Origin of the sequence: Microvirga terrae (assembly GCF_013307435.2) — a bacterium.
GTDB lineage: Bacteria > Pseudomonadota > Alphaproteobacteria > Rhizobiales > Beijerinckiaceae > Microvirga > Microvirga terrae.
Window position 1 is genome coordinate 5,108,326 of sequence record NZ_CP102845.1, and the last position, 20,548, is coordinate 5,128,873.

The 20,548-nt window shown below is 66.3% G+C and carries 18 protein-coding genes; 11 read left to right on the top strand and 7 right to left on the bottom strand.

Features of this window, described 5'->3' with window-relative positions; translation table 11 throughout:
* Positions 1-92: 92 nt before the first annotated feature.
* Entirely contained in the window at positions 93-815 is a 723-nt protein-coding gene (locus HPT29_RS23900) for a hypothetical protein (RefSeq protein ID WP_173946627.1), read from the top strand.
* Between the two features lie 62 nt (positions 816-877).
* Here the strand turns inward: HPT29_RS23900 and HPT29_RS23905 are convergent, their stop codons facing one another.
* Both HPT29_RS23905 and HPT29_RS23910 read right to left on the bottom strand, forming a co-directional pair.
* Entirely contained in the window at positions 878-2,086 is a 1,209-nt protein-coding gene (locus HPT29_RS23905; RefSeq protein WP_173946628.1) for an NAD(P)/FAD-dependent oxidoreductase, read from the bottom strand.
* Positions 2,083-2,511, bottom strand: a complete 429-nt coding sequence (locus HPT29_RS23910; protein ID WP_173946629.1) for an Lrp/AsnC family transcriptional regulator — start codon at positions 2,509-2,511, stop codon at positions 2,083-2,085. The genes HPT29_RS23905 and HPT29_RS23910 overlap by 4 nt, the downstream gene beginning before the upstream one ends.
* A 114-nt stretch (positions 2,512-2,625) precedes the next feature.
* Here HPT29_RS23910 and HPT29_RS23915 point away from each other — a divergent pair, with 114 nt between their 5' ends.
* The 3 genes from HPT29_RS23915 (at position 2,626) to HPT29_RS23925 (ending at position 7,389) form a co-directional block, all read left to right on the top strand.
* Positions 2,626-3,759, top strand: a complete 1,134-nt coding sequence (locus HPT29_RS23915) for a saccharopine dehydrogenase family protein (protein WP_173946630.1) — start codon at positions 2,626-2,628, stop codon at positions 3,757-3,759.
* A gap of 211 nt (positions 3,760-3,970) precedes the next feature.
* Positions 3,971-5,521, top strand: coding sequence for an L-piperidine-6-carboxylate dehydrogenase (gene amaB, locus HPT29_RS23920; protein WP_173946631.1), 1,551 nt, complete (start codon positions 3,971-3,973; stop codon positions 5,519-5,521).
* Between the two features lie 194 nt (positions 5,522-5,715).
* Entirely contained in the window at positions 5,716-7,389 is a 1,674-nt protein-coding gene (locus tag HPT29_RS23925) for a thiamine pyrophosphate-binding protein (protein WP_173946665.1), read from the top strand.
* A gap of 80 nt (positions 7,390-7,469) precedes the next feature.
* Here HPT29_RS23925 and HPT29_RS23930 read toward each other — a convergent pair whose 3' ends face one another.
* The 3 genes from HPT29_RS23930 to HPT29_RS23940 form a co-directional block, all read right to left on the bottom strand.
* The gene (locus HPT29_RS23930; protein ID WP_173946632.1) at positions 7,470-8,027 is read right to left on the bottom strand and encodes a cysteine hydrolase family protein; all 558 of its coding nucleotides are present in this window, start codon (positions 8,025-8,027) and stop codon (positions 7,470-7,472) included.
* A gap of 5 nt (positions 8,028-8,032) precedes the next feature.
* Positions 8,033-9,004: a transaldolase gene (tal, locus tag HPT29_RS23935; protein ID WP_173946633.1), complete on the bottom strand. Its 972-nt coding sequence runs from the start codon at positions 9,002-9,004 to the stop codon at positions 8,033-8,035.
* A gap of 70 nt (positions 9,005-9,074) precedes the next feature.
* On the bottom strand, positions 9,075-9,965 hold the full coding sequence (locus HPT29_RS23940) for a LysR family transcriptional regulator (RefSeq protein ID WP_173946634.1): 891 nt from the start codon (positions 9,963-9,965) through the stop codon (positions 9,075-9,077).
* Between the two features lie 117 nt (positions 9,966-10,082).
* On the opposite strand from HPT29_RS23940, the gene HPT29_RS23945 reads away from it, so the two are divergent.
* The 7 genes from HPT29_RS23945 (at position 10,083) to HPT29_RS23975 (ending at position 17,243) form a co-directional block, all read left to right on the top strand.
* Complete coding sequence (locus HPT29_RS23945) at positions 10,083-11,579, top strand: CoA-acylating methylmalonate-semialdehyde dehydrogenase (protein ID WP_173946635.1); 1,497 nt, start codon at positions 10,083-10,085, stop codon at positions 11,577-11,579.
* Between the two features lie 149 nt (positions 11,580-11,728).
* Positions 11,729-12,880 carry an isobutyryl-CoA dehydrogenase gene (locus HPT29_RS23950; RefSeq protein WP_173946636.1) on the top strand — a complete coding sequence of 384 codons (1,152 nt, stop codon included), beginning with the start codon at positions 11,729-11,731 and terminating at the stop codon, positions 12,878-12,880.
* The gene (locus HPT29_RS23955) at positions 12,877-13,248 is read left to right on the top strand and encodes a DUF5367 family protein (protein WP_173946637.1); all 372 of its coding nucleotides are present in this window, start codon (positions 12,877-12,879) and stop codon (positions 13,246-13,248) included. Before HPT29_RS23950 ends, HPT29_RS23955 begins: the two co-directional genes overlap by 4 nt.
* Positions 13,245-13,679, top strand: coding sequence for a DUF4267 domain-containing protein (locus HPT29_RS23960; RefSeq protein ID WP_173946638.1), 435 nt, complete (start codon positions 13,245-13,247; stop codon positions 13,677-13,679). The genes HPT29_RS23955 and HPT29_RS23960 overlap by 4 nt, the downstream gene beginning before the upstream one ends.
* Positions 13,676-14,566 (top strand): 3-hydroxyisobutyrate dehydrogenase, encoded by an 891-nt coding sequence (gene mmsB / locus HPT29_RS23965; RefSeq protein ID WP_173946639.1) that lies wholly within the window; start codon positions 13,676-13,678, stop codon positions 14,564-14,566. Before HPT29_RS23960 ends, mmsB begins: the two co-directional genes overlap by 4 nt.
* Before the next feature lie 160 nt (positions 14,567-14,726).
* Positions 14,727-15,938 (top strand): peptide ABC transporter permease, encoded by a 1,212-nt coding sequence (locus tag HPT29_RS23970; protein WP_173946640.1) that lies wholly within the window; start codon positions 14,727-14,729, stop codon positions 15,936-15,938.
* A 135-nt stretch (positions 15,939-16,073) separates the two neighbouring features.
* Complete coding sequence (locus tag HPT29_RS23975; RefSeq protein WP_173946641.1) at positions 16,074-17,243, top strand: M20 aminoacylase family protein; 1,170 nt, start codon at positions 16,074-16,076, stop codon at positions 17,241-17,243.
* 119 nt (positions 17,244-17,362) lie between these two features.
* Here the strand turns inward: HPT29_RS23975 and HPT29_RS23980 are convergent, their stop codons facing one another.
* Together HPT29_RS23980 and ribA are read right to left on the bottom strand one after the other, a co-directional pair.
* Positions 17,363-19,045: an L-lactate permease gene (locus tag HPT29_RS23980; protein WP_173946642.1), complete on the bottom strand. Its 1,683-nt coding sequence runs from the start codon at positions 19,043-19,045 to the stop codon at positions 17,363-17,365.
* A 145-nt stretch (positions 19,046-19,190) separates the two neighbouring features.
* The gene (ribA, locus tag HPT29_RS23985) at positions 19,191-20,303 is read right to left on the bottom strand and encodes a GTP cyclohydrolase II RibA (RefSeq protein WP_173946643.1); all 1,113 of its coding nucleotides are present in this window, start codon (positions 20,301-20,303) and stop codon (positions 19,191-19,193) included.
* Positions 20,304-20,548: the final 245 nt, after the last annotated feature.

Here is a 20,548-nt window from a genome sequence, read left to right on the forward strand (position 1 = left end):
GGAAGCCCTTTCATCCAAAAGACTTAACGGCCGACTTCGGGAACAGCCCGGAACACCTCTTCGTTGAGGGAGTAACTTAACGGAAGAGACCCATGCCCCAGATGATCGCCGCCCTGTTCAGGGATCCCGCCCAGGCCCATCAGGCCCTTCAGTCCTTGCTGCAAATGGGCATCGCCCAGAACCGAATCGTCGCCGCCGGCAATGCGGAAGCCCGCGAGATCTCGTCGATCTCCGGCTTCCGCAGCCTGTCGGCTCGGGACGACACCCTCGACGCGCTGCACGACCTGAACCTGCCGGACTCCGACAAGCGCCTCTTCGAGCAGGGTTTGCGGAGGCACTGCTCCCTGATCGCCGCGCAGGTCGACCGGGACAACATGGAGGAGGCCGTACGGGTCCTGGAGATGTTCGATCCGGTCGATCTCGACGGCAGCAGCCGCGAATGGCTCGAGGAGAGCGGATCCGACCAGGCGGGAGCCGATGCGGGTGCGCCCCTGGCGGCCGGGATCACCGGCGGCTCGGGCGCCGGCACCACCACCACGGGCTCCCTGCCCGGCATGGGGCTCATGGCGGAAGGCGCGGACGATCTCGGCACCACGGACCTGAGGACGGACGAGTTCAGCCAGACCAACCAGGGCTCGGGCACGACCGTCGGCACCGGCGCGCGCCGCGCCGACGAGCGGGCCGACCGGGAGGGCGTCAACGAGCTGGCCGTCGACACCCGGCCCGATCCCGACCAGCCCGGCCTGATGCAGCGCCACATGAACCGGGGCGGCCGGATCTGGGCCTACCGCACCGCCGACGAGATGGGTCTCTAGCCCATCGCACGCGGAGCGCCGGAGAGGACCCCGAACGTGCTTTCCGCTTTCGGGACCGAGGCTCAGATCACGTTGCGCTCGAGCAGCGGACGGTTGGCGAGAACGCGCTCGTAGCCGAGCTCGGACAGATCGAGCGTCCTGTAGCCGCCATGGACGATCAGCTCGGCCAGGCCTCGGCCCACCGCCGGGGCCTGCTGCAGGCCGTGGCCGGAGAAGCCGTTGCAGAGGTAGAAGTTCGTGAGCTCGCCGGTCAGGCCGATGATCGCGTTGTGATCGAGGAGGCTCATGTCGTAGGGCCCGGACCAGGCGCGTCCCGGCTTGATCGCCTCGAAGGCTGGGACGCGGTTCGCCAGGTTCGGCCAGATGAACTCCTCGAAGAACGAATGGTCGATCTCCTGGCTGGCCGGATCCTCGTCGGACCAGTCGGGATCGAGATCCGCCTCCGGCGAGGCGCCGCAGATGAAATGCCCTTCCCCTTCCGGCCGCACATAGGCGCCCGACGTGTCGATGAGCAGCGGGCAGTTCTCGACCCGCTCCTTGCAGGAAAAGGTGAAGACGTAGCGGCGCTTGGCCTGGACCGGAATGTCGAGCCCGGCCATGGCCGCCACGGCGCGCCCGCCGGAGCCCGCGCAGTTGACGAGCGTGCCGCAGGGGATCCGGGTGCCGTCCTTCAGCCGCACCGCGACGACCGCGTTGCCGTCCCGCTCAATGTCGGCCACCTCGCCCTTCACGTACTGGGCGCCGAGCGCGCGGGCCTTCTTGCGGAAGGCCTGGAGCAGGCCCCAGCCGTCGAACCAGCCCTCGCCCGAACGTCCCCAGGTGCCCGCCGCCAGGTCCTCCACGTTGAGCCAGGGGAAGCGCTCCTTCAGGGCATCCGGCTTCAGGAACAGGATGTCCGCCCCCTCGGCGACCTGGAGCGCCTGGTTCTCCGCCAGGATCGAGGCGCCGGCCTCCGACGCGCAATAGAGATATCCGCCTTCCCTCAGGCCGATCTCCGGCCGGTCGCCGTCGACGGTCAGGTGATCGGCGATGGTGCGCAGGAACTGGATTCCATAGAGCGAAATCCGGATGTTCACCGCGCTGGAATATTGCTGGCGGATCGAAGCCGCCGACAGGGCCGAGGCGGAGAGCTGGTAGGTCGGATCCTTCTCGATGACGACCACGCGTCCCTTGAAGCCGGCATCGGCGAGCAGGTGATAGGCCGCGGAGGAGCCCATGACGGCGCCGCCGACGATCACGACATCGGCTGAAGGAGAGGCTGAAGAGGTCATCGTTCGAATTTCGTTGAGAGGATGATGGAGGATTGGGTGCGCTCCACCCCGTCGAGGGCGCCGATCTTGTCGATGGCGGCATCGAGGGAGGGAACGTCCTCAGCCTCTACCACCGCCAGAAGATCGAAGACACCCGCGACCGAATGAAGCGCGCGCAATTCTGGCATGCGCTGCAGCGCCGAGACCACGCCGCCCGACGCCTTCGGCGCCACCACGATCGTCACATGCGCCCGCACCATGCGGCTCGCGACCTCCTCGGCGAGGCGCAAGGTATAGCCGGCGATCACCCCGCGACGCTCCAGGCTCTCGACCCGGGCCTGCACGGTCGTGCGGGAGAGCTTGAGGCGCCGCCCCGCCTCCGCATGGCCGATCCGGGCATTCTCCCGCAGGAGAGCAATCAAGGCGCGATCGGTGGCGTCGAGCATCACTATGACCAACCATAACGGCAATATGCCGAAAACTAGCCGGCTTTTCGTCAGCTTGTCCATGGCGTTCTGCATGGCTTTGCCGTTTTCTGAGAGGACCACAGGGAGATTTCCATGCACTCGATCCTCGTCATCGGGGCCGGCAAGATCGGCTCCACCATTGTCGACATGCTTCACGAGACCGGCGATTACGACGTCACCGTCGCGGATGCTTCCGCCGCCGCCCTCGAGGCCGTCGCCAAGGATGGGGTCAAGACGCTTCAGCTCGACTTCAGTGACGCGGTCGCCCTGCAGAATGCGCTCAAGGGCCATTTCGCGGTGCTCAGCGCCGCCCCCTACCACCTGACCGGCCACGTGGCCCAGGCAGCCCGCCTCGCCGACGTCAACTATTTCGACCTGACCGAGGACGTCGCCACCACCCGCATGGTGAAGGAACTCTCCGAGGGCGCCACCACGGCCTTCATTCCCCAATGCGGCCTCGCGCCCGGCTTCATCTCCATCGTGGCGCACGACATCGCCAGCCGCTTCGACAAGCTCGACACGGTCCGCCTGCGCGTCGGCGCCCTGCCGCAATACCCGTCGAATGCCCTGTCCTATAACCTCACCTGGAGCACGGACGGCGTCATCAACGAATATATCGAGCGCTGCGAGGCGGTGGTCGACGGGAAGCTGCGCGAGGTCCCGGCCATGGAGGAGCTCGAGGAATTCTCCCTCGACGGTACCCGTTACGAGGCCTTCAACACCTCCGGCGGCCTCGGCACCCTGTGCGAGACGCTGGAAGGCAAGGTGCGCAACCTGAACTACAAAACCATCCGCTATCCCGGCCACTGCGCCCTGATGCGCGTCCTGCTCAACGACCTGCAGCTGCGCAACCGCCGCGAGATCCTGAAGGACATCCTGGAGAATGCGGTGCCGGCCACCATGCAGGACATGGTCATCGTCTTCGTGACCGTGACCGGCGAACGCGGCGGCCGCTACGTGCAGGAAACCTATGCCCGCAGCGTCTACGGCCAGAAGGTCGCCGGCGTCCAGCGCACGGCGATCCAGGTCACCACGGCGGCCGGGATCTGCGCCATGCTCGATCTGCTCGTCGAAGGCCAGCTTCCGAAACAGGGTTTCGTGCGCCAGGAGGAGATCGACCTCGACACCTTCCTGGCCAACCGTTTCGGCCGCGTCTACGCGGGCGAGCGCCTGGACGAGGGCCACGAGCCGGCGGCGAAGAACATCCGCCTCGACTCGGCGGCATGACGAACGGGACTGGGCTCCCGCTTCAACGGAAGCGGGAGCGTTCCGAGTTCTTGACCATTTGGCATGACCCTATTCGGGAAAAGCAGTTCCCAGGCTTCCCGGTCATGCATTAAGACGGTGGCATGAGAGCCGCCGTCGTTTCGTTTCAACGACAAGCGAGGGCGGCGGACTTCCCGTGGAAGCCTCACGCCCGCATCGAGGGAGATTCAACATGACCGCGAGCCTGAAACCCGTATCCTCCGCGCCTGCTTCCGTTGCGGACGAGGCCCGCGCCATTCTCGCGCGCCTCGGCGTGCCGGAGAGCGCCTTCGCGTCCGCCGGGCGGCCGGCCCGGTCGCCGATCACCGGCGAAGTGATCGCCCATGTGCGTGAGACCACGCCCGAGGAGGCCAAGGCAGCCATCGGCCGGGCCGACGCCGCCTTCAAGGCCTGGCGCAAGGTCCCGGCGCCCAAGCGCGGCGAGTTCATCCGCCTGCTCGGCGAGGAGCTGCGCGCCGCTAAGGACGATCTCGGCCGCCTCGTCACCCTTGAGGCGGGCAAGATCGTGTCCGAGGGTCTCGGCGAAGTGCAGGAGATGATCGACATCTGCGATTTCGCCGTCGGGCTCTCCCGCCAGCTCTACGGGCTCACCATCGCGACCGAGCGCGCCGATCACCGCATGATGGAGACCTGGCATCCCCTCGGCGTCTGCGGCGTCATCTCGGCCTTCAACTTCCCGGTAGCCGTGTGGTCCTGGAACGCGGCGCTCGCCCTCGTGTGCGGCGACAGCGTGGTGTGGAAGCCGTCCGAGAAGACCCTGCTCACGGCGCTCGCCACGCACGCCATCGTCGAGCGCGCCGCCAAGCGCTTCGGCGGCGTGCCGGAGGGCCTGTGCGAGGTGCTTCTGGGCGGCCGCGAGGTCGGCGAGATCCTCGTCGAGGACACCCGCGTGCCGGTTCTCTCCGCTACCGGCTCCACCGCCATGGGCCGTCAGGTCGGCCCGAAGCTCGCCGAGCGCTTCGCTCGCGCGATCCTGGAGCTCGGCGGCAACAACGCCGCCATCGTCGCCCCCTCGGCCGACCTCGATCTCGCCCTGCGCGGCATCGCGTTCGCCGCCATGGGCACCGCAGGCCAGCGCTGCACGACCCTGCGCCGTCTCTTCGTGCATGACAGCGTTTACGACCAGCTCGTGCCGCGTCTCGCGAAAGTCTATGGCAGCGTGAAGATCGGCGATCCGCGCATTGAGGGCACGCTCGTCGGGCCGCTGATCGACAAGGCGGCTTTCGACGGCATGGAGCGCGCCCTCGACGAGGCCCGCGCGGCCGGCGGCAAGGTGCATGGCGGCGGGCGCACCACCGACGTGGCGAATGACGGTTTCTATGCCCGTCCGGCGCTCGTCGAGATGCCGAGCCAGACCGGCCCGGTGACGCGCGAGACCTTCGCGCCGATTCTCTACGTGATGCGCTACTCGGATTTCGACGAGGTGATCGAGCTGCACAATGCGGTCGGCGCTGGTCTCTCCTCGTCGATCTTCACTCTCAACCTGCGCGAGGCCGAGGCCTTCGTGTCGGCGGTCGGCTCCGATTGCGGCATCGCCAACGTCAATATCGGCCCCTCGGGCGCCGAGATCGGCGGAGCCTTCGGCGGCGAGAAGGAAACGGGCGGCGGACGCGAATCCGGCTCGGACGCCTGGAAGGCCTATATGCGCCGCGCCACCAACACGATCAATTACGGCTCGACGCTTCCGCTCGCCCAGGGCGTGAAGTTCGACGTCGACGCCTGAGCAGTTCAAACGCATCGAGCGGAGGGCATGAGCGCATCGTGCGGAAAAGTGGACCCGGTTTTCCGCTCCGAACGATGCGCTGCTTGAGGAAAGGAGCATCGGATCCGATCCCAAAAGTGGGTCCACTTTCGGGTCCGATGCTCGAGCCCTCCGTTTTGTTATCAGCCCTCTTCAATCACGAGCCTTCCATGACCATGCCCTCCCGCACCGGCGGCCAGATTCTTGTCGATCAGCTTAACCTGCACGGAGTCGATCACATCTTCTGCGTTCCGGGCGAGAGTTATCTGGCCGCCTTGGATGCCTTGCATGATGCGAACATCAATGTGACGGTGTGTCGCCAGGAAGGCGGCGCCGCGATGATGGCCGAGGCCTACGGCAAGCTCACCGGCCGCCCCGGCATCTGCTTCGTCACCCGCGGTCCCGGCGCGACGAACGCCTCGCCGGGCATCCACATCGCCAAGCAGGATTCCACCCCGATGATCCTGTTCGTCGGCCAGATCGAGCGCGGCATGCGCGAGCGCGAGGCGTTCCAGGAACTCGATTACCGGGCCGCCTTCGGCCCGCTCGCCAAATGGGCCACGGAGGTGGATGATCCGGCGCGCTTCCCCGAGATCGTCTCGCGGGCTTTCCACGTGGCGACCTCAGGCCGCCCCGGACCGGTCGTGATCGCGCTGCCGGAGGACGTGCTCACCGAGATGGCCGACGTCGCCGACGCGCCGCGCTACCAGGTCATCGAAACCCATCCGGGCCTGACCCAGATGGCCGAGCTGCAGAAGCTGCTGCACGGCGCGAAGAAGCCGATCGCCCTTCTCGGCGGCAGCCGCTGGTCCGAGACCGCCGTCCAGCGCTTCGTGCGCTTCGCCGAGCGCTTCGAACTGCCGGTCGCCTGCACGTTCCGCCGCCAGATGCTGTTTCCCGCCGACCACGCCTCCTATATCGGGGATCTCGGCCTCGGCGTGAACCCGAAGCTCCTCGCGCGCATCAAGGAAGCCGACCTCGTCCTGCTCGTCGGCGGACGTCTGTCGGAGGTGCCGAGCCAAGCCTATACGCTCCTCGACATTCCCGCGCCGCAGCAGACCTTGGTGCATGTCCATCCGGATCCGAGCGAGCTCGGCCGGGTCTATGCCCCGCACCTTGCCATCAACGCTTCGCCGGTCGCCTTCACGGCGGCGCTGGAAGGCGTGCATCCGCCGGCCTCCCTTCCCTGGAGCGAGGGCACGAAGGCCGCGCATGCAGACTATCTGGCCTGGAGTGATCCGAGCGCCATCCGCACCGCCGGCGGCCTGCAGATGGGCGAGGTGATGACGCACCTGCGCAAGGTGATGCCGTCCGACACGATCTTCTGCAACGGCGCCGGCAACTTTGCCACCTGGGTCCACCGTTTCTGGCCCTTCCGCGAATATGGCACGCAGCTCGCGCCCACCTCCGGCTCCATGGGCTACGGCGTCCCTGCCGCGGTCGGCGCCAAGCGGATCCGGCCCGACAGCCCCGTGGTGGTGTTCGCCGGCGATGGCGACTTCCTCATGAACGGGCAGGAATTCGCCACCGCCGTGCAGTACGACCTGCCGATCCTCGTGATCCTGCTCGACAACGGCATGTACGGCACGATCCGCATGCACCAGGAGCGCGAATATCCCGGCCGCGTCTCGGCCACCATGCTGAAGAACCCCGACTTCGCCGCCTATGCCAAGGCATTCGGCGGCTATGGCGAGCGGGTGACGAACACGGAGGAGTTCGGCCCTGCCCTGCAGCGCGCGCTGACCTCCAGCAAGCCGGCGATCCTCCATTGCATCATCGATCCGGAAGTCATCACGCCCACCATGTCGCTCACGGCGATCCGCGACAGGGCGCTGGCGGGGAAGAAGTAGGCGCCGGACGAGGTTAGGTCAGAAACAAAAAGGCGCTACGATCATCGTAGCGCCTTTTCCAATGGGTCTTGCGAGCTCCCTTATTCAGCCACGAAGACCTCGCTCGCCGGCCTGACTTTGATCGCAGCCGCCCCGGCATCGAACCCGTCGAGCAACGCGTTGTGATGATCGACGATCTGCTCGACAGTCAGTGACCTCATGTCGGCCGTCGTATGGGCATCGGCCACGAGCGTGACGTCATAGCCGAGGCTCACGGCACGCCGGCAGGTGGTGTCGACGCAATATTGCGTCATCAGACCAACGACCACGAGATGGCTGATGCCGTGCTCTGACAATACGGGTTGCAGATCCGTCTCGTAGAAGGAATCGCAGGCCGTCTTGCTGACCACGATATCGTCCGCCGTCAGGCCAAGGTCCTCGCAGATCTCCCAGCCGGGCGTGCCGGTTTCCAGACGATGCCCGGGCTCTCCGGCATGCTGGACGAAGACGATCGGCGCGCCCTGGCGCCGGGCCTCGCCCACGAGACCGAAGATCCGGCGGCGCACCTCGTCGAAGCGCTGCCGCACTGCAGGACGCTCCGAGCCTTTTGCGGGAAGAATTCCCGCCTGCACGTCGATGATGACGAGAGCCTTCGCCATCGCGATCAGGCCGCCTTGGCTTCCTCGAGCCGCCGGGCCACGAGCGTGCGCAGGGACCGCAGATCCTTCACGAAGGAGCGGATGCCCTCGGAGAGCTTCTCGGTCGCCATCGCGTCCTCGTTGAGCACGAAGCGGAAGCTCTTCTCGTCGAGGCGTGGCAGGGGCTCGATCCTGTCGACGTTGTCGGGCGACAGCTTGCGCGGCAGCTCGCCCTGCGCGTTCGCCAGCTCGTCGAGGAGCGCGGGCGAGATGGTGAGCCGGTCGCATCCGGCGAGCGCTTCGATCTCACCGATGTTGCGGAAGGATGCGCCCATCACAACGGTCTTGATCCCTTGGGCCTTGTAGGAGGCGTAGATGTCGCGCACCGAGATCACGCCCGGATCGGTCTCGCCCGTGTAGGGCCCGCCGCCTGCCTTCACGTGCCAGTCGAGGATGCGCCCGACGAAGGGAGAGATCAGGAACACGCCCGCCTCCGCACAGGCCTGTGCCTGCACCTGGGAGAACAGAAGCGTGAGGTTGCAGTCGATCCCTTCGTTCTGGAGGATTTCGGCGGCGCGGATGCCCTCCCAGGTGGAGGCAATCTTGATCAGGACCTTCTCGCGCCCGACGCCACGCTCTTCGTAGTCCTTGACGATGCTCCGCGCGGTCTTCACCGTCGCGTCCGTATCGAAAGACAGGTCGGCATCCACCTCCGTCGAGACCCGGCCCGGCACGATGCCGGCAAGCTCGGTCCCGAATGCGACCGCGAGCCGGTCGCAGATCGCCGCCACCACGCCCTCGCGGGCACCGCCCTGCTTGCGCCCCCAGGCCAGCCCCTCCTCGAGGAGGTGCCCGTAAGCAGGAATCTCGACCGCCTTCAGGAGCAGGGTCGGATTGGTGGTGCAGTCCTGGGGCTTGAGGCGGCGCACCGCGTCGAGGTCGCCCGTGTCGGCGACGACGACCGTCATGGCGCGCAATTGGTCGAGCTTGGAGGGCATCGGGGATCTCCGTGGGTTGTCCTTTGGATCTGACTTAGTCCCATCGGGGGCCCGCGTGAAGGGCAAAGCGTCAGACAAACAGCCCCCGGTTGGCCCGAACCCGGCTCAGGATGAAGGAATAGACCTCCTCCACCCGGCGCAGGGACCGCACGTCCGCATGGGTGACCAGCCAGTAGGTGCGCAGGTAGGACACCTCGGGCAGCACGACCCGGAGCTCCGGGAACTGGCGTACCGCGTAGTCATGCAGGATGCCGATGCCCACGCCGGCCCGGACCGCTTCGGCCTGCGCCACCACGCTGGCGCACTCGAACCGGCGGGCGGTGTATTTCTCCAGGGCGGAGAAATAATCGAGCACCGGACTGTAGAGCAGGTCCGCCACATAGGTGACGAGGGTCTTGCCGGACAGGTCGGCGAGCTCCGTCAGCGGCCCGTGCCGGTCGAGATAGGCCTGCGAGGCGTAGAGCCTCAGGCGGTAATCGGTGAGCTTGCGCGACACGAGGCGCCCTTCGGTCGGCTGCTCCAGGGTCACGGCGATATCGGCCTCGCGCTTCGAGAGCGAGAAGGTGCGCGGCAGCGCCACGAGCTGCAGGGTGAGACCCGGATGGCGCTCGGCCAGCACCCCGAGTTCGGGGGCGAGGAAATAGGTGCCGATTCCGTCCGGAGCGCCGATGCGCACGGTGCCCGAGAGCGCGAGGTCCGCTCCGCCGAGTTCGCTCGCCACCGAGAGCGCCTGGGTCTCCATCGTCTCCGCGTGCTTCAGGAGCCGCTCACCCTGCTCGGTCAGGGTGTAGCCCTGCGGGCTGCGCTCGAAGAGCTTGGCCTTGAGCCCCCGTTCCAGGGCCGAGATGCGGCGGGACACGGTGGTGTGGTCGGCCTCCAGCTGGCGCGCGGCCGCGGTGAGCCGCCCGGCCCGGGCGACGGCGAGGAAAAAGCGGAGATCGTCCCAGTCGAATGCGCTCATGCCACTCCCCCACATATTGGCATTTTCGCACAACGGTGCTTTGGTTTCACCCATAGTCGTGCGATTTCAACAATGATAGAAGAGGCTCACGAAAATCACCCTTGAGGAGGAGACGCCATGCGCGAGGTCGGACATTTCATCGGCGGCAAGCAGGTCCCCGGCAAATCGGGACGGAGCACCGAATTCTTTCAGCCCATGACCGGCGAGGTCCTCGGCCGCGTCGCGCTCGCCTCCAGGGACGAGCTGCGTCAGGCGGTGGAGAACGCCAAGGCCGCACAGCCCGCCTGGGCGGCCACCAACCCGCAGCGCCGCGCCCGCGTGATGATGAAGTTCCTCGAGCTCATCGCCAAGGAGACCGATTCGCTCGCCGACTTGCTTGCCCGCGAGCACGGCAAGACGGTCGCCGACGCGAAGGGCGACATCCAGCGCGGCGTCGAGGTGGCCGAGTTCTGCACCGGCATCCCGCATCTCCTGAAGGGCGAGTTCACGGAAGGCGCCGGCCCCGGCATCGACATGTATTCGATCCGTCAGCCGCTCGGCGTCGTGGCCGGCATCACGCCGTTCAACTTCCCGGCCATGATCCCGCTGTGGAAGCTCTCCCCCGCCATCGCCTGCGGCAACGCCTTCATCCTGAAGCCCTCCGAGCGGGATCCGGGCGTGCCGATGCGTCTTGCCGAACTGATGCTGGAAGCGGGTCTTCCGGCCGGTATCCTCAACGTGGTCAACGGCGACAAGGAAGTGGTGGACGCGATCCTCGACGATCCGGACGTCAAGGCGGTGGGCTTCGTCGGCTCCTCGCCGATCGCGCAGTACGTCTATTCCCGCGCCGCCGCCAACGGCAAGCGCGCCCAGTGCTTCGGCGGCGCCAAGAACCATATGATCATCATGCCCGACGCCGATCTCGACCAGGCTGCGGACGCCCTCATCGGCGCCGGTTACGGCTCGGCCGGCGAGCGCTGCATGGCGGTCTCGGTGGCGGTGCCGGTCGGCAAGGCAACGGCCGATGCGCTCATGGACAAGCTGATCCCGCGCGTGGAAAGCCTGAAGGTCGGCCCCTCCACGGATCCTTCCGCCGATTTCGGCCCCATGATCACGAAAGCGCACATGGAAAAAGTGCGCTCCTATGTCGATCTCGGCGTGCAGGAAGGCGCCAAGCTCGTGGTCGACGGGCGCGACTTCAAGATGCAGGGCTACGAGAACGGCTTCTACATGGGCGGCTGCCTCTTCGACGAGGTGACGACCGACATGCGCATCTACAAGGAGGAGATCTTCGGTCCCGTCCTCTCGGTGGTGCGCGCCAAGAACTACGACGAGGCCCTGCGCCTGCCCTCCGATCACGAATACGGCAACGGCGTCGCGATCTACACCCGCGACGGCGACGCCGCCCGCGATTTCGCCTCCAAGGTGAATGTGGGCATGGTCGGCATCAACGTGCCGATCCCGGTGCCGCTCGCCTACTACACCTTCGGCGGCTGGAAGGCCTCGGGCTTCGGCGACCTCAACCAGCACGGTCCGGATGCGGTACGCTTCTACACAAAGACCAAGACGGTCACCTCCCGCTGGCCGTCCGGCATCAAGGAAGGGGCGGAATTCTCCATTCCGACCATGAAGTAGGCACAAGCGTGATGGCCGGGACCTGGATCCCGGCCATCTGCTTCTTGGGCTGCATCTTTTTGGCGGTGACCTGTGACCACTTCGCCGATGGGTGCACTAGATCCAAAGTCGGGGTGCACGAAGCACCCCTGTCGTGACGATTTAGGACCATGACCCAGTTTTCCCTCACCGACGATCAAATCGCCGTCCGCGACATGGCGCTGGCCTTCGCGGCGGACAACCTCGCTCCTCATGCCCTCGAATGGGACGAGAAGAAGCATTTTCCCGTGGACGTGATGCGCGAGGCGGCTTCCCTCGGCATGGCGGCGATCTACACCCGCGACGATGTGGGCGGATCGGGCATGACGCGGCTCGACGCGGCGCTGATCTTCGAGGCGCTCGCCACCGGATGCCCGGCCGTCTCGGCTTATCTGTCGATCCACAACATGGCGACGTGGATGATCGACCGCTACGGCTCGGAGGAGCAGCGTCAGCGCTACATCCCGCGCCTCGTCACCATGGAGCTGATCGCGAGCTACTGCCTGACCGAGCCGGGCTCGGGCTCGGATGCGGCCGCGCTCAAGACCAAGGCCGTCCGCGACGGCGATCATTATGTCGTCAACGGCGTCAAGCAGTTCATCTCGGGCGCCGGCACCTCCGACATCTACGTGACCATGGTGCGCACCGGCGAGGATGGTCCTTCCGGCATCTCGACCCTCGTGATCGAGAAGGACATGCCGGGCGTATCCTTCGGCGCGCAGGAGAAGAAGATGGGCTGGAATGCGCAGCCGACCGCCGCGGTGATCTTCGAGGACGTGCGCGTGCCGGTCGCCAACCGCCTGTCCGACGAGGGCATGGGTTTCAAGATCGCCATGTCGGGCCTCGATGGCGGACGTATCAATATCGGCGCCTGCTCGCTTGGCGGCGCTCAGGCGGCGCTCGACAAGGCGCTCGCCTACACGGGCGACCGCAAGGCCTTCGGCAAGCGCATCGCGGACTTCCAGGCGCTCCAGTTCAAGCTCGCCGACATGGCGACCGAACTCGAAGCGGCACGCACTTTCCTCTGGCGCGCGGCTTCCGCCCTCGATACCAAGGCACTCGATGCGACCAAGCTCTGCGCCATGGCCAAGCGCATGGCCACCGACGTGGGCTTCCAGGTGGCGAACGATGCCCTGCAGCTCCATGGCGGCTACGGCTATCTGGCCGATTACGGCGTGGAGAAGATCGTGCGCGACCTGCGCGTCCACCAGATCCTGGAGGGCACCAACGAGATCATGCGCCTGATCGTGGCGCGCGATCTGGTGGGGCGCGGCAATCGATGATGGTGCGGTCGCTCGGCCTCGGCGTCGGCATCGCGGCGGCGATCCTGGCGCTGTTCTGGCTGGCGGGACCTTGGTTCTTCCAGGACGGACGACGCCCGTTCCAGCTCAACTTCACCGCAGGCGCCGTGCTGGGATCGGGCCTCGGCCTGACGATCGACCGCATCCTGCAGGTGCCGCGCAAAGCCGCGAGCCATGCCATGGCTTTGACCGCCGTGCCGGGCATGCTGGTCATGGCTGCCGTGGGATCGCATTTCGCGGTGTTCTTTCCGCAACTCGATCCCGCTCTCGACAAGGTCTTCGGCTCGCTGATGCTGTGGTTCTACGGCTTCGCGCTCACCGGTGCCCTGTGGGTGGCGCGACGCCCATGACGGGCCGGGACGAACCGTCGGGGCTGCCTTGGCGTGAGCCGAGCACCTGGCTCGTCGTCGCCCTGTCGGGTGTGTTCGTCCTGCTGGGGATCCTGTTCGTCTTCGCGCCGCGCGCTGGGTCGGCCCTGTTCGGAATCGCTGCTCCGGACGGCCCGGGTCTGTCCTACGTCTCTGCCATCGGATTGCGCGATCTCGCCTTCGGGGCCTACCTCGCGGCTCTGTCGCGCCTGGCGACCCGGCGCATCGTCGGCACGGTTCTGGGGCTGACGGTTCTCATTCCGGCCGGCGACGTCATTCTCGTCTTCGTCGAACGGGGTTTCGAGAGCCCCGGGCATCTCCTGCTGCACGCCGGCAGCGGCCTCGTCATGGCGGCCGGCTCGTTCTGGCTTCTCGGCCGGGCGTCACATCACAACAAGGGAGGGTTTTCATGACCATTATCGCCTTCATCGGCCTCGGCAACATGGGCGGACCCATGGCCGCCAATCTCGTCAAGGCTGGACACAGCGTCTCCGGCTTCGATCTGTCTCCCGCATCCTGCGACCAGGCGCGCAGCGACGGCGTGACCATCGCGGGATCGACGATCGACGCCGTGCGGGACGCGGAGATCGTCGTCACCATGCTGCCGGCCGGCAAGCACGTGCTCGCGGTCTGGGCCGATATTCTCCCTTCGGTGAAGGAGAGCACGCTGCTGATCGACTGCTCCACCATCGACGTGGAGAGCGCACGCAAGGTGCACGCCCTGGCGCGCGAGCAGGGACGCAACCTCGCGAGCCTCGACGCGCCCGTATCCGGCGGCGTCGGCGGCGCGAAGGGCGCGACGCTCACCTTCATGACGGGCGGCACGAAGGACGCCTTCGACCGTGCCGAGCCGATCCTGTCCCGAATGGGCAAGAAGGTCGTTCATTGCGGCGAGGCGGGCGCCGGCCAGGCGGCGAAGATCTGCAACAACATGATTCTCGGCATCTCGATGATCGGGGTGGCCGAAGCCTTCGTGCTCGGCGAGAAGCTCGGGCTGTCGCATCAGGCGCTGTTCGATGTCGCCTCCACGTCGTCGGGCCAATGCTGGTCGCTGACCACCTACTGCCCGGTACCGGGCCCCGTGCCCGCTTCGCCCGCCAACAACGGCTACAAGCCGGGCTTCGCGGCAGCCCTCATGCTCAAGGACCTGAAGCTCGCGCAGGAGGCCGCGCTCGCCTCGGGCGCCCCCACACCCCTCGGAGCGGAGGCGGCCCAACTCTACGCCCTGTTCAACAATGCCGGCCACGAGGGTGACGACTTCTCCGGCATCATCAACTTCATTCGCGGACGGAAGGATTGAGGCGGGGTCCCCATGTCATGGCCGGCCTCGCTCCGGCCATGACAGGCCGGTGAGGAATGCCATAAAGAAAAACATGTGTTGCATCGCACCTACAGCATTTGGCCCCGCCGTCCGTTAGGCTTTCATCTCCTGAACATTCAACCGCTGATTGCCTGCCCGCATGATCCGTCCTGTCTTCCAAGCGGCCAATCCCTCAGCCGATGCCGCCGCCATGCTGCGGCGTCTCGGCTTCGCCATCCTGTTCTTCGCCGTCCCTCTGGCAGCTCTGTTCACGCGCCGCGCGCTCGTGGTGATGGCGCCCCTGGCGGTCATCCTCCTCGTCCTCGCGTCGGTGCTCGACGGCAGCGCGAAGCATGCCTGGGACAAGCTGACGGCCCTTGCCACGTCTCCTGGCGGAATAGCCGGGCTGGTCCTTCTGTTCTGGGCCGGCCTGTCCCTGCTGTGGACGCCCTTTCTGCCTCAGGCCTCCGAGCGGCTCCTCAACATCACCGGCATGATCCTCATGGGCCTGGGCGGCTTTCTCGCCGTTCCCGAGCGCATGCGCTCGGCCAATCTCTATCTTCTGCCGGTCGGGGTCGGACTCGCGGCCCTGATTGCCGTCTTCCTGACGCTCACCGGCGGCAGCACCGTCGACCCAGAAGGTCTGAGCCTGGAGCGCGGCATGCTGATGCTCGTTCTGCTCCTCTGGCCGGCCATCGCATGGCTTCATTCCCGCGGGCGCAACCTGGAAGCCATCGGGCTGGCGCTCGCCGTCGCAGTCTGTTCGCTCCTCACGCGTGACGGCCTGCCGCTCTATGGCCTGGTCGCCGGCGCCGTCGTGTTCGTCGTCACCGCGTGGAATCCGGTCTTCGGCCCGCGCCTGACCGGTCTCGTCATGGCCGGCCTCCTGCTGTTTGCTCCGGTCCTGCCCTTCCTCCTGAAACCCTTGGCGGCCAACCTGCTCGGCGTGAACTCTCCGACGACCCTCGCCCTCGAGGTGTGGCGCCAGATCATTCTCGGCGAGCCGCTGCGGTTGCTGACGGGACATGGCCTGGAGACGGCCCTGCGCGGGCGCTTCCTCGGATTGATGCCGCCCAGCGCACCGTCCACGCTGCTGTTCGAGATCTGGTATGAACTCGGAGTGGTAGGTGCCGTGGCCGGGTCTGTTCTGTTGTATCAGGCGGTCGTCAGCGCCAGGGGCCACCGCGCCAGCGTGGCGCCTGGCATCATGGCGGCGTTCGCCTGCACCTACGCCCTGGGCTGCCTCGGCATCGGCACCACGCAGGTCTGGTGGTTCACCGCGCTCGTGGCTCTGGTGCTGATCTTCGTTGCCATCGAGCGGGGACAGTTTCGCACGAAGCGTCCCAAGGCCGTTCTGCACCGCATGGCTTAGTGCATCGGACCCGAAAGTGGATTCCACTTTTGGATCCACACGACGCGCTAGTGCATCTTGCGCAGAAGGATTGACGAAGCGGCCTCGCCTCTGCTTCGCTGACGGTTTCCGGATTCTCAAACCCGAGGGACGATCATGCCGATCATCAACCGCGTCGCCGACCTTGCCGATGAAATTGCCGTCTGGCGCCGCGACTTCCATGAAAACCCGGAGCTCCTGTTCGACGTTCATCGCACCGCCGGCATCGTGGCGGAGAAGCTGAAGAGCTTCGGCTGCGACGAAGTCGTGACCGGCCTCGGGCGAACCGGCGTCGTCGGCGTGATCAAGGGGCGTTCGAACAACTCGGGCAAGGTAATCGGCCTTCGCGCCGACATGGACGCGCTGCCCATCGAAGAGGCGACCGACGTTCCGCACAAATCCAAGGTGCCGGGCAAGATGCATGCCTGCGGCCATGACGGCCACACGGCGATGCTCCTCGGGGCCGCGAAATATCTCGCCGAGACGCGCAACTTCGACGGAACTGCGGTGGTGATCTTCCAGCCGGCGGAAGAAGGCGGCGGCGGCGGCAACGAGATGCTCAAAGACGGCCTGATGGAGCGGTTCGGCGTGCACGAGGTCTACGGCATGCACAACATGCCGGGCATTCCCGTGGGCCAGTTCGCCATCCGGCCGGGCCCCATGATGGCCGCGGCCGACCGGTTCACGATCACGATCGAGGGCAAGGGCGGCCATGCGGCGCGTCCTCACGACTGCATCGACCCGGTGGTCATCTCGGCCCATGTGATCACGGCCCTGCAGACCATCGCGTCGCGCAGCGCCGATCCGCTCGATTCCGTGGTGGTCTCCGTCTGCACCGTGAAGGCGGGCGAAGCCTTCAACGTCATTCCGCAGACGGCGATGCTGCTCGGCACCGTACGCACCCTCTCCCCCGAGGTCCGCGACCTCGCGGAGACGCGCATCCGCGCGATCGTCGAGAATGTCTGCGCGGCATTCGGCGCCAAGGCGGAGGTCGAGTATGACCGCGGTTATCCGGTGACCATGAACGATCCCGACAAGACCGATTTCATGGCGGGCGTCGCCCGCGCCGTCGCCGGCGAGAACGCCGTGGACACCACGGTGCTGCCGCTCATGGGGGCCGAGGATTTCTCCTATATGCTGGAGCAGCGCCCCGGCGCCTACATCTTCCTCGGCAACGGGGATACGGCGGGCGTCCACCATCCGGCCTACGACTTCAACGACGAGGCGAGCCCCTATGGTGTCTCCCTCTGGGCGAAGATCATCGAGACCGGCATGCCGGCGCGCTAGAGCATCGGACCCGAACGTGGATCCACTTTTCTCGGTCCGCACGATGCACTAAGCCGCTTCGAACGAAAGCGCCGCCGGAAACCATCCGGCGGCGCTTTCATTTTATCTCCCGCTGCCCGTCAGTGCAGGACCATCTCGGTGAACGGCGAGACGTAGGCCTGCAGCATCACGAGGCCGCCGACGAGGCACGCCAGCACGATCGAGTGCCAGAACACGAAGCGCAGGATGCTTCCCTCGTGGCCGAACCAGTTGGTCGCGGTCGACGCCACGACGATGGACTGCGCGTCGATCATCTTGCCCATCACGCCGCCGGACGAATTGGCCGCCGCCATGAGGATGGGTGACAGCCCGAGCTGCTCCGACGTGATCTTCTGCAAGCCGCCGAACAGCACGTTCGACGCGGTGTCCGAACCCGTCAGCGCCACGCCGAGCCAACCAAGCAGGGTGCCGAAGAACGGGTACAGAATTCCCGTGCCGGCGAAGGCAAGCCCAAGCGTCGCATCGACGCCCGAGAAGCGCGTCAGCGTGCCGATCGCGAGCATGGCCGCGATGGTGATGAGCGAGTAGCGCAGCACCCAGATCGTTTCGAACCAGGCCGTGACGAGCCTCAGGGGCGAGAAGCCCATGACAAGCCCGGCGATGATGGCAGCGATCAGCACGCCCGTGCCCGTATAGGACATGTAGGTGAAGGCGAAGACGGCCGGTTCCGCGGTCGGATTGGCCACGATGGGCGCAACCTTCTGCACCATGTTGTGCAGGCCCGGAATCGGATAGCTCCAGGTGAAGATCGGGTTGACGATCGCCTTGAACCAGCCCGTGCCCCAGATGGCCACGATCACCGACAGGATGATCCATGGCACCCAGGCCCGGATGACTTCGTCGCGGCTCGCCTTGGGCGCCACAGGGGCGGCGCCGGCGCCCAGCGATGCGGGCTGCGTCATGGTGCCGGCCGAGATGTCATGGGTTCGCAGCGCCGGAGACGTCCAGATCTCCCTCGGGCGCCAGATCCGCATGAACCCGACGAGGCAGGCCATCGAGATCAGGGATGCGCCGATGTCGACGATCCAGGGGTTGATGTAGTTGGAGATCAGGAATTGTGGAATGGCGAAGGACACGCCGCAGACCAGGATGGCCGGCCAGACCTGGAGCATGCCCCGGAACCCGGCGAACACCCAGATCAGCCAGAAGGGGACGATCAACGAGAAGAACGGCAACTGGCGCCCGACCATCGCGCCGAGGACGTAGGGGTCGAAACCCGTCACCGAGGCCAGACCCTGGATCGGAGCGCCAAGGGCGCCATAGGCCACCGGCGCCGTATTGGCGATCAGCGACAGACCCGAGGCTGCAAGGGGCGAGAACCCGAGTCCGATGAGAATGGCGCCCGTCACGGCGACCGGCGTGCCGAAGCCGCCGGCGCCTTCGAAGAAGGCACCGAACGCGAAGGCGACGAGCAGCAACTGCAGGCGGCGATCCGTCGTGAGATCCCCGACGGATTGCTGAAGCGTCGCGAACCATCCCCTCTCCACCGTCAGCCGGTAGAGGAAGATGACGTTCAGGATGATCCAGCCGATCGGGAACATGCCCGTCGCGACGCCGAACAGGGCGGCACGGGTGGCGAGCCCGGCCGGCATGGTAAACAGGAAGACCGAGACGGCGATCGCCGCAAGTAGGGCGATTACCGCGGCAATGTGGGCCTTCACCTTGCCGGATGCGATCATCACCAGGAGCAGAACGACGGGAATGGCCGCCGCGATGGTCGACAACGTCGCGTTGCCGAATGGATTATAGACTTGGCTCCACATGAGCTTTTCCCTCACCCCGCCAGCGCCTGCTGGCACCCGTGGCATGGCGGTCGGGCCGGAGAGGTCTTTCCGCCTGACGGAAAAGCTAGAACATTGTTCTAATGCGACAATACGACCTTAAGGGGAATTGTGCGGTATCAACCGCTTAATCTTTCTGCGAGCAGGCCAGCATGCCTTCGAGATCGATATAGTGACCGGCGCGGTCGCGCTTGGCGGCCAGATAGCTGACGTTCTCGGCCGTGGGACGGCCCAGCACCCGATGGTCCGAGATGACCTCGAGCCCGGCCCTGGTCAGCGCCGCGATCTTGTCTGGGTTGTTGGTCATGAGGCGGACCTTGGCGACGCCTAATTCCTTGAGCATCACGGCGGCGAAATCGAAGCGGCGCTGGTCGGCCTCGAAGCCCAGCATCTCGTCGGCATCGTAGGTGTCGTAACCCTGCGACTGGAGCTTATAGGCGCGGATCTTGTTGGCGATGCCGTTCCCGCGCCCCTCCTGATCGAGATAGAGCAGGATTCCTCCCTCGCCCGAGGCCATGAAGCGCACCGTCTCACGCAGCTGGTCGCCGCAATCGCATTTCAGGCTGCCGAAAAGATCCCCCGTGAGACAAGCCGAGTGCAGCCGCACGGTCACGGGCTTCGAGATATCGGGCTTGCCGACGACGATCGCCACCTGATCGCGCAGCCCCTCGCCGCCACGGAACACCACGAATTCGCTGGTCGGCGCTCCTTCGAGCGGCACCGGCGCCCGGCTGACGATCTTCAACTCGGTTGCCGCGGCACGGCGATAGCCGCGGACGGCCTCGCCGGACACGCGCACGACCGACGGGGCGATCTCGATGCCCTTCGTCAGCGGCACCACGATCACGGCCGGCAGGACGAGCGACAGGCGAGCCAGCTCCAGCGCCTCGCTGTCCAACCCATCGGCGGGCCGAACCGGCGCGTCGATGCGACCATCGACCTTGAGAGCCAGGGCCTCGACGCGGCTCCGGTCGACCACGGGCAGGGCGATCCGGCCGGGAACCTCGCGCTCGAGCCCGAGGCGGCGAAGCCGCGCCGCCGGCAGGACCAGATGAGCATGGCCGCCCGCAACCGCCTCGATCTCGGTGCTCGTCACCTCGTCCAGGTCCTCGACGCCGGCCACGAGCACGCTGCCCTCTGACCCGTCGATTACCACCGGGCGGGCGCTGCGAAACTCCATGATCGCCCGCTCGACCGAGGTCGTGGCAGGATTGGCGGACAGGCTCAAGGTCAGGCGCATGGTCGAAAACTCTAGAAAACGGCCTCGGATCTGGCAGGTTTTGGGTCTTTATGGCCAGACGGCCACTGAAGTCACGCTTCAGGATGATCGCCACCCTACCACAGGCCGCCCCCGATCCCTAATCCCATAGATGCGATGGCAGCCATGCTGGATCAACAGGCTCGCGTGCAAACGTCTCTTGGCTCGACGGCATAGTCCGAGCGCGCTATCTCTGGCGCGTCCCGCCGCTTCAGCCTCCGCAAAGA

Bases quoted from the DNA above. Each gene is read 5' to 3' on its own strand.
- tal (WP_173946633.1), bottom strand. From the start codon at position 9,004: ATGCCCTCCAAGCTCGACCAATTGCGCGCCATGACGGTCGTCGTCGCC.
- HPT29_RS23970 (WP_173946640.1), top strand. From the start codon at position 14,727: ATGATCCGTCCTGTCTTCCAAGCGGCCAATCCCTCAGCCGATGCCGCC.
- HPT29_RS23915 (WP_173946630.1), top strand. From the start codon at position 2,626: ATGCACTCGATCCTCGTCATCGGGGCCGGCAAGATCGGCTCCACCATT.
- HPT29_RS23940 (WP_173946634.1), bottom strand. From the start codon at position 9,965: ATGAGCGCATTCGACTGGGACGATCTCCGCTTTTTCCTCGCCGTCGCC.
- HPT29_RS23975 (WP_173946641.1), top strand. From the start codon at position 16,074: ATGCCGATCATCAACCGCGTCGCCGACCTTGCCGATGAAATTGCCGTC.
- ribA (WP_173946643.1), bottom strand. From the start codon at position 20,303: ATGCGCCTGACCTTGAGCCTGTCCGCCAATCCTGCCACGACCTCGGTC.
- HPT29_RS23950 (WP_173946636.1), top strand. From the start codon at position 11,729: ATGACCCAGTTTTCCCTCACCGACGATCAAATCGCCGTCCGCGACATG.
- HPT29_RS23925 (WP_173946665.1), top strand. From the start codon at position 5,716: ATGCCCTCCCGCACCGGCGGCCAGATTCTTGTCGATCAGCTTAACCTG.
- amaB (WP_173946631.1), top strand. From the start codon at position 3,971: ATGACCGCGAGCCTGAAACCCGTATCCTCCGCGCCTGCTTCCGTTGCG.
- HPT29_RS23980 (WP_173946642.1), bottom strand. From the start codon at position 19,045: ATGTGGAGCCAAGTCTATAATCCATTCGGCAACGCGACGTTGTCGACC.
- HPT29_RS23910 (WP_173946629.1), bottom strand. From the start codon at position 2,511: ATGCTCGACGCCACCGATCGCGCCTTGATTGCTCTCCTGCGGGAGAAT.
- HPT29_RS23905 (WP_173946628.1), bottom strand. From the start codon at position 2,086: ATGACCTCTTCAGCCTCTCCTTCAGCCGATGTCGTGATCGTCGGCGGC.
- HPT29_RS23955 (WP_173946637.1), top strand. From the start codon at position 12,877: ATGATGGTGCGGTCGCTCGGCCTCGGCGTCGGCATCGCGGCGGCGATC.
- HPT29_RS23930 (WP_173946632.1), bottom strand. From the start codon at position 8,027: ATGGCGAAGGCTCTCGTCATCATCGACGTGCAGGCGGGAATTCTTCCC.
- HPT29_RS23960 (WP_173946638.1), top strand. From the start codon at position 13,245: ATGACGGGCCGGGACGAACCGTCGGGGCTGCCTTGGCGTGAGCCGAGC.
- mmsB (WP_173946639.1), top strand. From the start codon at position 13,676: ATGACCATTATCGCCTTCATCGGCCTCGGCAACATGGGCGGACCCATG.
- HPT29_RS23945 (WP_173946635.1), top strand. From the start codon at position 10,083: ATGCGCGAGGTCGGACATTTCATCGGCGGCAAGCAGGTCCCCGGCAAA.
- HPT29_RS23900 (WP_173946627.1), top strand. From the start codon at position 93: ATGCCCCAGATGATCGCCGCCCTGTTCAGGGATCCCGCCCAGGCCCAT.